The sequence below is a fragment of the Chloroflexota bacterium genome, from assembly GCA_016235055.1.
GTDB lineage: Bacteria > Chloroflexota > Anaerolineae > JACRMK01 > JACRMK01 > JACRMK01.
On record JACRMK010000044.1, the window covers coordinates 39000 to 49472 of the forward strand.

Annotated in this window: 7 protein-coding genes; 3 read left to right on the plus strand and 4 right to left on the minus strand. The window is 59.6% G+C overall.

Features of this window, described 5'->3' with window-relative positions:
* Positions 1–54 precede the first annotated feature (54 nt).
* From HZB53_10345 to HZB53_10355, 3 genes are all read left to right on the plus strand, one after another.
* Complete coding sequence (locus HZB53_10345; GenBank protein ID MBI5878043.1) at positions 55–1680, plus strand: long-chain fatty acid--CoA ligase; 1626 nt, start codon at positions 55–57, stop codon at positions 1678–1680.
* Positions 1681–1763: 83 nt separating this feature from the next.
* Positions 1764–1973 (plus strand): hypothetical protein, encoded by a 210-nt coding sequence (locus HZB53_10350; protein MBI5878044.1) that lies wholly within the window; start codon positions 1764–1766, stop codon positions 1971–1973.
* Positions 1974–2217: 244 nt separating this feature from the next.
* The gene (locus tag HZB53_10355) at positions 2218–3153 is read left to right on the plus strand and encodes a hypothetical protein (protein ID MBI5878045.1); all 936 of its coding nucleotides are present in this window, start codon (positions 2218–2220) and stop codon (positions 3151–3153) included.
* A gap of 13 nt (positions 3154–3166) precedes the next feature.
* Here HZB53_10355 and HZB53_10360 read toward each other — a convergent pair whose 3' ends face one another.
* The 4 genes from HZB53_10360 to HZB53_10375 all read right to left on the minus strand — a co-directional run bounded on the left by HZB53_10360 (position 3167) and on the right by HZB53_10375 (position 10103).
* Positions 3167–3817, minus strand: a complete 651-nt coding sequence (locus tag HZB53_10360) for a restriction endonuclease subunit S (protein MBI5878046.1) — start codon at positions 3815–3817, stop codon at positions 3167–3169.
* A 31-nt stretch (positions 3818–3848) separates the two neighbouring features.
* A complete protein-coding gene (locus HZB53_10365; protein ID MBI5878047.1) occupies positions 3849–5588 on the minus strand; it encodes an N-6 DNA methylase in 1740 nt (579 codons plus the stop codon).
* Between the two features lie 117 nt (positions 5589–5705).
* A complete protein-coding gene (locus tag HZB53_10370; protein MBI5878048.1) occupies positions 5706–8309 on the minus strand; it encodes a lamin tail domain-containing protein in 2604 nt (867 codons plus the stop codon).
* Positions 8310–8546: 237 nt separating this feature from the next.
* Positions 8547–10103, minus strand: a complete 1557-nt coding sequence (locus HZB53_10375) for a hypothetical protein (GenBank protein ID MBI5878049.1) — start codon at positions 10101–10103, stop codon at positions 8547–8549.
* Between the last annotated feature and the right edge of the window lie 370 nt (positions 10104–10473).

Consider the following 10473-nt stretch of genomic DNA (forward strand, 5'->3'; position numbering starts at 1 on the left):
GCCGACCGGCCGCCATTTTCCCCTCAGGAGGACAGGACTATGCTTAAGGGCTTGATGATGGACTACCCGCTGACCACACAGCACTTCATAGACCGCGCCACCACGCTGTTTGCCCGCAAGGAGATCGTCACGAAGGTCGGCCCGAACACGGAACGCCTGACATACGGCGAATGGGGCCGGCGTGTCAATCAACTGGCGAACGCGCTCAAACGGCTGGGCGTGGGGCGCGGCGACCGCGTCGGCACGCTGGCCTGGAACAATACGCGGCACCTCGAAGCGTACCTCGCCGTGCCGAGCATGGGCGCGGTGCTGCACACGCTGAACTTGCGCCTGCCGCTCGACCAACTGGCGTACATCATCAACCACGCCGAGGACAAGGTCATCATCGTGGACGGCACGGCCGCGCCGATCAACTGCGTGACGCTGCTGGAGAAGATCAAGGACAAGCTGACGACGGTCAAGCACTTCATCATCACGAGCGGTGCGCAGACGACGCTCTCCCCCGCGCTGGCCTACGAGGACCTGCTGAAAGCCGAATCGGACAACCACGCGTGGCCAAAGCTGGACGAGAACGAAGCGGGCGCACTCTGCTACACCTCAGGCACAACCGGCAACCCCAAGGGCGCGCTGTACTCGCATCGCGCGCTCGTCCTGCACTCGTTCATGGAGGCGATGTCCGACGGCCTCGGCCTGGCCGAGCGCGATGTGGTGATGCCGGTGGTGCCGATGTTCCATGCCAACGCGTGGGGCCTGGCATACACGGCCACCATGGTCGGCGCGAAGCAGGTCTTCCCCGGCCCGCATCTGACCGGCCCCGACCTGCTCGGCCTGATCCAGAGCGAGAAAGTGACCGTGACGGCCGGCGTGCCAACGATCTGGCTCGGCATCCTGGCCGAACTGGATAAGAATCCCGGCAAGTACGACATCTCCAGCCTGCGCGCGATGCCGGTCGGCGGCGCCGCCGCGCCGCGCGCGATGATCGAGGCGTACGAGAAGAAGTACCATGTGCCGATCCTGCACGCCTGGGGCATGACGGAACTGACGCCGGTTGGCACCATCTCGCAGCTCAAGTCGTACATGCAGGACTTGCCGGAAGATAAGCGCTTCGAGTACCGATCGAAGCAGGGCACCGCAGTCACCGGTATTGAACTGCGCGGTGTGGATGAGGAAGGCAACGCGGTGCCGTGGGACGGCAAGACGATGGGCGAGCTCGAAGTGCGCGGCCCGTGGGTCGTCAAGGAATACTACAAGATGGAAGGCAGCTCGGATCGCTTCCACAACGGCTGGTTCCGCACCGGCGACGTGGTGACGATCGACGACGAGGGCTTCATCAGCATCACCGACCGCACGAAAGACCTGGTCAAGAGCGGCGGCGAGTGGATCAGCAGCATCGACCTCGAGAACGCGATCATGGGACACCCGAAGGTGCTGGAAGCCGCGGTCATCGCCCTGCCGCACGCCAAGTGGCAGGAGCGCCCACTGGCGCTGGTCGTCGCCAAGCCGGACTTCAAGGGACAGATCACCAAGCAGGAGATCTACGACCTGATCGGCACTAAGTTCAACAAGCTCTGGCTGCCGGACGACATCGTCTTCATCGACGCGGTGCCGAAGACGAGCGTCGGCAAGTTCGACAAGAAGGTGCTGCGCGACCAGTTCAAGGACTTCAAGCTGCCGGAGTAGCGACGAGAAACGTGTTCAGCCCCTTCGGCGGCACAAATGCCGAGGGGGCTGGCACGCAGCATTTGTGCTTTTCGCCACCGAAAATGGATAGAACACGACTGGTGCGTGTCGGGGACTATATCGCTGAAGTAAATGTTGAATTGATCGTAACCGACGACGAATGGTCGCCCTATTTGCGACTTGAGGACGCCTACAAGCTCGACGATGTTCGGGAAGCGTTGCAGCGCGGTGATGCGCAGGCCGCAGCGTCATACGGTCGCGTTTTTCGGCTCGTTCCGGTGGTGGAGGCATAGGCGAGGAGCTGTTGCGAAGGCAAGCACGGCAATTTCGACAAGAAGGTAATGGGCGACCAGTTCAAGGACTTCAAACTGCCGGAGTAGAGTTGAGAGGTGAGTTCGGCCCCCTCGGTTGCACAAATGCCGAGGGGGCTGGCGAAAACCATCTTTCACAGAACAGGCGAATCTAATAAGCCTTGGCTGAGTGCTAAATTCAAGCCACCATCTTCAATGTATCTTCTTGCACGGATAGGAGTAGCGATTGAGCCTACAGAATAGGGCCACGGAGGAAATTCTCTCGGCATCAAGCCAAGCGATCGAAGCTATAAATGGGTTTTCATTTGATGTTCTTCGCACACGCGGTGGAAGACTCGGAAGCGGCATGGGTACGCTTCTTGAAGCGCTGTGGGGATATAACGTTAATAGAGTACTAAGCTCCAATGGGTCAAGGTTTGAGCTTGCTTGGATAGTTGGAAATGACTACAACGATTTTGCATGTGTTGAGGAAGGAAAAGAGTGGACCTCCGAATCACGTACTGGTGAAGTGTTTCGCATCGAAGCAAAATCAATGAATCAAATGGCAGACGAATCCAAGGGCCACTTCGATGAGATAAAGGATAATATTGGGAACAGCGATTTGCTGCTAGTCCTGATTTGGTCTTGGGAAAAAGTTGACGATTACCGTGTATACCCGAAAATAGCGGATCATTTTATTGGTTCGGCGCTTTCGGTTGCAACTCTTCGTGACACTTTACACGTCGCACGGGGAGGCACTTTCGTTGATCGCCGAAATTGCCCCGACAGATGTCAGCCAAGAACCTGCAAGCATCACGGAGAGCCTCTTAATGCCAACGGTAAGCGAGAGCGGGTTAGCGGCCCTAAGGCGACTCGGCCATCCGAAAAAGTGTCGTATGCCTCAAACTTCGGTGGCCTCGTGAGAATGCTCAAGACTGAATCGGACGAGGCGCGTTCGGCCTTTCGTAAACTGAGGGCCTCAGACGGAGACGCACATGAGTATATAACGTTCATACATCGGAATTTCGCCCAAGAGGAACATAACCAGTATGTCTCTGCCGAGTGGAAGAAGCTCGCGATCATGCTCGGCATCGACACGGCCTTCCTGACCAAGCCCGAGATAATCGAAGCGATTCGCACCCAGTACCCCGAATATCGCGAAGCTCTCCGTAATATAGCCTAGTCAATCCAATTTCTCACATATGCCCGCTTTCAAGGGCCGAGGTCAGTTGATGAGCCATTTCCATTGGCAACTTTTCAAGCTCTGCTTGCAAAGTACGCCGCCTTTTGTCTTCGCCAACAATTAGATCATCGAGTTGTTGCTGAAACGAAAGTGGTGGTAGAGGTATTTCTATACCAAGCAGATCATCGAGTTGCAGACGTGGCAAGGCCGACCCCGTCTGCCATTTTCCAACATGGCTTTGAATGTAATTCGAAGCCAGAATCGCTCGCAAATAGTTCGGCATTACCTTTCCGTAATCGGGCTTCAGAACGTAAAATTCTCCAGAACAGATCCCTTCTGCTATTGGCTCTTGTGCCAAATAAACCTTGTTTAGATACGGCCGTAATCTTCCGTAAAGAATGTTGTTCGCTCTGAAAACCTTAGACCTTGAACGCACTTGCTTTCCTAACACTCGTGTCTCGCCAATAACATCACCTGTAAGTGTCTGAATGTTCTCCAAACCAATGTAGTGAAAGGCGTCGTTCGGGTGCGACTGGGGATTAATCGAATCGCGCCCTTCAACCACAATGTTGCCCAAGCGAATCGAGTCAAAAGTTGGCGTGATTGGCGACAATTCACTAACCCGAAAGAAATCCACCTTCCAGCGATCTTTGGATGCAAGCATGCTAAATTGGACCCTATCGCTCCACATATAATTACCAGCCTTCTTCATTGAGAAACCGACTCACTTCAATCGCCGTTGCTTCGAGCTCTGTGCCAGTTATTGGCCTACCAGAAGCGTCATAACCAACGTTATCAACATGCACCAAGTTGACTCCATAGTCGAATTCTCGTTGCTCACCATGCCTCCATTTGCGCGCAAACAAGATACTAGTCTTAACATTAGCGCCAAACGGCGCAAACGTCTCTATAGGAAGGCTGACGATCGACCGGATTCGTACTTTGGTTGCCAGCCACTCCCTAACGTATTTTGAACCCGGGTTTGCCAGTAAACCATCAGGCAAAACTATACCTATGCGCCCACCTGGCCTGAGGAATTCGACGCACCTCTCTAGGCCAAGTACTTCAAGGGGCAGTCTCTTTCGATCCATAGCTAGAGCAAAACTGCCAAGGCGCGCAACAGCTTCTGGACCAAGTACAGAGCCAAAGGGTGGGTTTGTCATAATTACATCAAACGATTCAGGTTGAAGATCGGAGTAGTTCGAAAAATCCAATAGGGAGTCGGCGCACCGAATACCTGTATGCCCATCGCCCTGGAGTTGCATGCCGGCCATTGCGATGCGTACCATACGGTCGCTCTTTTCAATACCGTGGAGTTTCTCATCGGAGAACTCGCGAACAATCTTTTTATTTGTCGATCCCACTCTTCGTTGCACATACTTGAGGCACGAAGACAAGAAACGCCCAGAGCCGCAAAATGGATCCAGAACGAGCTCGTTGCTACTGGGGCTCAGAATTCTGACGATGAATCTCACGACCTCATCGGGGGTAAAGTACTGCCCCATACCCGATCGGGTAGCAGCATTCAGGACTTTTTGGAATGCCCTTCCCTTAATATCCAAGTCGGATTTTGTAAGATTGTAGTCCTGTAATACTTCTGCAACCTTCGCTGTTGCCGGACTTGAGAGACGAATTGGCAAACTAAATACCCCATGAGTACGGCGAGGCTTCGGAACAATCGTTCCGTGTACTTCTGACTCATGGGCGTTTGCTTCATCGTAAATACCACGAATTGTCGCAGCAAATTCCTCTGTAGAACCATATAGCATCCTGTCAATTCGAAAGGGGCTTCGCTCGCCCCCTGGATTCTCATCATAGAGTTTTGCAATGAGTACTTTGCAGAGTTCATCGAGGCTTTCGTCAGGATGTAATCCATCGATGTCGCGAATGTGACTATGAGCCTCAAAAAGGATATTTTCGACTCGCTCTGAAAGGAGCCCAAGTCGACGGCCCCGCCTCGAGTTTACTGAAAGTTTGGAATATGATTCGAGTTGAGGAATGTAGTCACACTTATCGCTGTCAAACCGACGACGAAGAAAGCGTGTGCCATTTGCACTTCCATCTGTGGCAATACCGAGACCCGCGGTTCGGTTTTGCAGCATCATGTTGCGAAGCGCATGATCTGCAAGCTCAACTTCCCCTCTCTCGCCGACACTAACGTACATAAAAGGATTCGAGTCCAGGGTGAGGAGACAGAATCCAAAGAATGATGCCGCCTCACTTTCCTGATTCTGCGTTTTTTCGGAGAAGAAAATTCTCGCATCGAGCCAAGTTTTTGGATAGGCGTACCGCTCGAATATCTCATTAAGAATCCACATTCGGTTTACTTCCCGCGAATTACTATTGCGCCACACGCGAGTATCGAGATTTTCCGATGCGTATGGAGTTGGCTGATCGCCAAGTTTTCGGTATGTGCCGTTGTTCTTTTTTGGCATACGAGCTCCACATCAAACGAGGTAAAGTTATTATACAGAATATTGACACATTGTCAAATTTAATAAGACGATGCGTCTCACATTTCTCTTAGCCGCTCGTTATGGGCGCTTCTCCTCTCACCTCCCCACTACCGGCAAGTAAAGCCTTGGCGTTAGTCCGCGCGGCAAGCAGTTCCCGCGCAAACCCGCCACGTCCAGATCGCCGCCGCCGCTGAATAGCCAGTCGGCGCGGAAGACCTCGTAGAGATAGCAGAAGACCGGCGCGGACTGCACCTGCAGCGCCGTCTCCCGGTTCAGCTTCGACGCGCCCGCGCTGCCGTTGATTGAGCCGACGTGTGACCAGGCGGTGCCTCGCGCGGGCGCGTTCAGCAGCACGATCTTTGCGTGGATGCCGTCGCCGGCCGGCCCGCTGCCGCCGCTCACGTCCACCAGCCGCGCCGCGATGTTCAGTGCAGGGCTGAACGTGCCAATGTACGCGACCGTCGCCGAGTTGCTTGTGCTGCTCGACGGCGTGTCGTACAGCGCATCGAGCAGGATGCGCACCGTCGCGCCGCGCCGCGCCGCCTCGATATACGCCTCAAGACGCGGGTTCGGATCGCCGCTCAGGCTGCCCCAGTGCGTGCGCTCGTACGCCTGCTCGACCAGCAGCACGTCGCCCGTTCCCGCCCGCCGCACCATGCCGATCAACGAATCCTCGTAACGCAGGCAGTTGTCGGGGCATTGCACGACCTCGAACGGGAATATACCCGACAGCGATAGCGGCTGCGTGGTGATCGTCGTGTAGTCCGTGCCGTTGCCGCACGCGCCGGGCGCGGTCAGACCGTCCCAGACGTACGGCGGCGTGCCATACTGCGCCAGATCGGGCAGCGGCGGGTTGAGGTCGATGCGAAAGAGTCGCTCGAAATAGGCGACGACCGATGGCGCGTCGGTGCTGAAGTAGTAGCCACGGTTGCCCGCCGTGCCGTCGCCTTTCGGGTCGGGCGGCATCGACGAGCAGTTGAGGTTCTCGGTGCCGATCAGCACACGCCGCTCCGGGTAGCCGGGGTCGATCAGCGTGAACTTGGCGTGCTGGTTGGCGTAGCGGCCGTGCGCGCCGCCGATGAACCAGACGCGCACGCCGGCCGTCACGCTCAACTGCGCTGCCGCCCAAAGGTTCTTCTGTCGCTCGGTCGGATCGCAGCACGGATCGCTCTCCAGCACGATCGTCACTGAGACACCGGCCGACGCGCGCGCCGCCAGCGCCCCAACGAGCGATGGGCTTTGCAAGGTGTAACCTTCGATCAGGATCTCGTGCTGCGCGGCCGCCAGCGCGGCGGCGTACTGCTCGTACAGGTGGTCGGGGCCGACGAGCACCGACAACTGCGCGCTCTCGGTCAGCTTGAACGTCACCCAGTCGTCGAGCGGCGCATTGCCCGGCACGAGGATACCGGTGCGCCAGCCAGGCAGCACCGGCCGCTTGCCCGCCAGATCGCAGTCGCGCACTGGACCGTATAGCGTGACAGCGCAGGTTGCGCTGGCCGACCAGTCGCGCTCGCGGTGCGTGTCGCTCAGCGGGTGGCCGGTCAGTTCGTCGAGCTTTCGCGCCATGACCGGGTTCGGCACGCTCGCGCCCGCCACCGCATACGGCATGACCGCCGAACCGATCCAGCCGGTGATGACCGTCGGCCCCGCGCCGTACACCAGCGCATCACGTACGGCGCCATCGGCGTCGCGCAGCAGAACCGCATCACCCGCGTCGCCGAACGACAGCGGGCCGCCGAGCAGATCAGGTACCGCCGGGTCGCTGTCGAGCGTCTCGAACTGCGCCGCGAAGCCGAAGACGGCGCGGAAGTCGGCGGCACGCCGCGCCACCCAGGCGCGCTGACCGGCCGCCAGCGTTGCGCCCGGCGGGAAGCGCGCCATCGCAGTTGAATTGCCCAGCGACCAGCCGCCGATCTCCACCGTCAGCCCGCTCACGTTCATCAACTCGATCGCCTCGTCGCCCTGCGTGGCGGCGTCCGGCATATACCCGCCCGGATACGCGGCGACGATTAGCACCGGACTCGTCAGCGGGGCCGGCGGTACGGCGCCGCAATCGACCCACGCCGACGCGCTATTGCGCGGCACGGGCGGCGACGTGACGAAGAAGTCGCTCGCATTGTCGCCGCTGTTAGTACAGCCGGCCGCCAGCCGCACCAGCGACCCCGCCGCCGATGGCGCGGGCGCGGGGCCGCTCCCCGACCAGGCCGTTGCGGACCCGTAGCCCACGAAGTCAACGACGCCCGGCACACCGAGCGGATCGCTCACCGCGAGCGTCGCCGTTATGCTGGCGAGCACGACCTTCCCAGACGTCGCGCCGAGGTTGATCGTGCCGGTCACGTCGGGCGCAGGCAGCGCAACGCCGGTTGCGCCGCCCGACGCCTCGCGCACAAGCAGATAGCCACCCGGCGGGATGGCGAACGCCGGCAGCGCCGTTGCCTGCCAGCTTGAGCCGGACGGCGAGGCGTACTGCACCGACCAGCCGCCGACGCTGACCGTCGTCGCGCCACGATTGAACAGCTCGATGAAGTCGTTCAGATACGCCGCGCCGGAGTTGCCGCCCCCGCCGTAGAGTTGGCTGATGACCAGCGTTGCGCTTGCAGATGCGCGCGGCGGCGACGCCAGCGCCAGAACCTGCGCCAGCCAGGCGGCCAGCACCAGCGCGGTCACACAGACGAGGGTCGTTCGGGCGAAGCGGAGCATTGTGCAGTAGCCAGTAGCCAGATGTCAGTCGTCAGAGCTCAGTCAACAGTGAACGGTAGACAGTGGATGTACCGTCTGATTTTCGCAGCGCCGATCTGCGCGTCAAGACCCGAAGGGTTTCGGGCAAGTCACCCGTCATGGGAGGCGGGGTGGCGAAACCCTTCGGGTCTCCCCATCGCACGACAAAAAAGGGCGGCACACAGGCCGCCCCACATTCACGTCATCCTATGCGCGAGCCTACTTTGGCGTCGCACTCTGAACATTCGCGTCGGACTCGGCCTTGGCGCTGGCGGTGCGGAGCGCCGCCTTCAATACGGCGTCGAACCAGTCGAAGATCACTTCCTGCTTGAAGCCGCCCAAGGCCGAAATCAAATAGACGGCGCCGAAAGACAGCGGATTGCTTTGCCCACTGCTCAGGCTGGCCAGGCCAAGATTGCCGCCCACGAACGCGAATGCCAGCATCAGGATGCCGCCGACGATGAAGCCCTTGATCGGCCGCACGATGTAGTCCAGGTTGTATGCCGGGTCGTAGTCGCGCTGCTGCACAAACCACGTCATGTTATAGAGAACGCCGATCACGCCGCCGATGGCGCCCCACCCAAATGAGGCGAGGAACGGAATCGACTCGCGCCCGAACGTCAGGTTGACGATCTGCAGCTTGTCGCCCGTGTACAGGAACGTAACGGCCAATGGAAGGCTGCACAGAAAAACGATGAGGTTCCATGCGAGGATGCCGACGATGTGCCACAGCTCGCCGGGCGGCAGCAACGTGTCGCTGCGGTTCAGCTTCGTGCGCACGCGCTCGATCAGCAGTTCGGCTTGCGCCAGGTCGTCGGGCGACGCGCCGGCGACGATCAGCATGCGCGCCTTTTTGAGCGTGTCGAGCGCGTACGCCGAAATTGCCGGACTGCTGACCTGCGTCGCCGCTTTGAACAGGCCCTCCATGTCGTCATACAACTGGTCGCGCAGCGCCTTGATCTTCGACTCGTCGATGACGAACTTGTCGCGTGCTTTCTCGGCCGCCGCATCGGCGGCATCACGGTCGGCGACGATCTGCGCCGCCGCGCGCAGGACATCCGCCAGCAGGGTTGCTTGCGGCGACATCGAATTGCCAACCGCCGTGGTTGGCGTCGTTGCCGGCAGGTTCGACGCCGGGCGCGCGGGCGGTGTCGGAACCGGCTGCGCCGCCGATCCCGATCCGGCCGACGGCGCCGAGGCGGGACTGGACGAGGCAGGCGAGGCGGTCGGCATGGCCACCGGGCCGGGTGTGGTTGGCTGCACGATCAGCGTGCCGCGGGTGGGCGGTGTTCCGGATGCGGTAGTCACATTTCCTCCTTGAAATGGCGCGGGCTGGCTGGACGAAAGCGGCGTGACCGGGGTACCGGCGCGCGGCGTGCTCGCAGGCGGAATGATCAGCGTGCCCTGCGGCACGATCGGCGCGGGCGGCGCGGGATGGCCGGCATCAACGACGATGGCCGACGGCGCACCGGCAGGCGGCTGCGGCGGCACAATCACGGGCGGCGTTTTCGCGGCATTGCGATAATCGCCCTGCTGGTTGTCCTCGAAAGGTGCCGGGCTTTGACTGGCGAATGGATCAACAGGCGCGGAATCAGACATCGGGTGCGACTCTGTGATATCGGGCGGGCGTGCGGGCGAGGGCATGTCGGCAGGAACACCGGCCACGCCCGGAGTGACCGGTGCGACCGTGACCGTTGGAGGCGCAACCGCTGGCGGCGGGCGTGGATCGCTGCCCGCGCGAGTGGAACGAACCGTGCTGGTTTTTCGTTTAGCCATACATCACCGGCTCTTTCGCGCCTGCTGACATGCCTCGACGTTGAGGATCTACAGGTGGCCATATTATAGCACAAACACGGAGACGATATGCCTCGCGCGGTATACGGCCAGGGCTTCTCCAAAGTCCAAGCGTGCGCCGCCCCCATCCCTACCTTCCCCCGTTCGCAACTGCGGCGAACAGGGGAAGGAGTCAATCCCCTCACCTGCGACGCCCGGTGGGTGAGCCTGTTGTAATGCGCCCCTGAAGTTGGACACCGCGCTGAGGGTAAAATACCTATCAACGAGGTGCTCACATGCAAGGACAACCGAAACGCAAGTTTGCCGCAGAGTTCAAGAGCCGTGTCGTGCTTGAAGTGCTCAGCGGGCGCAG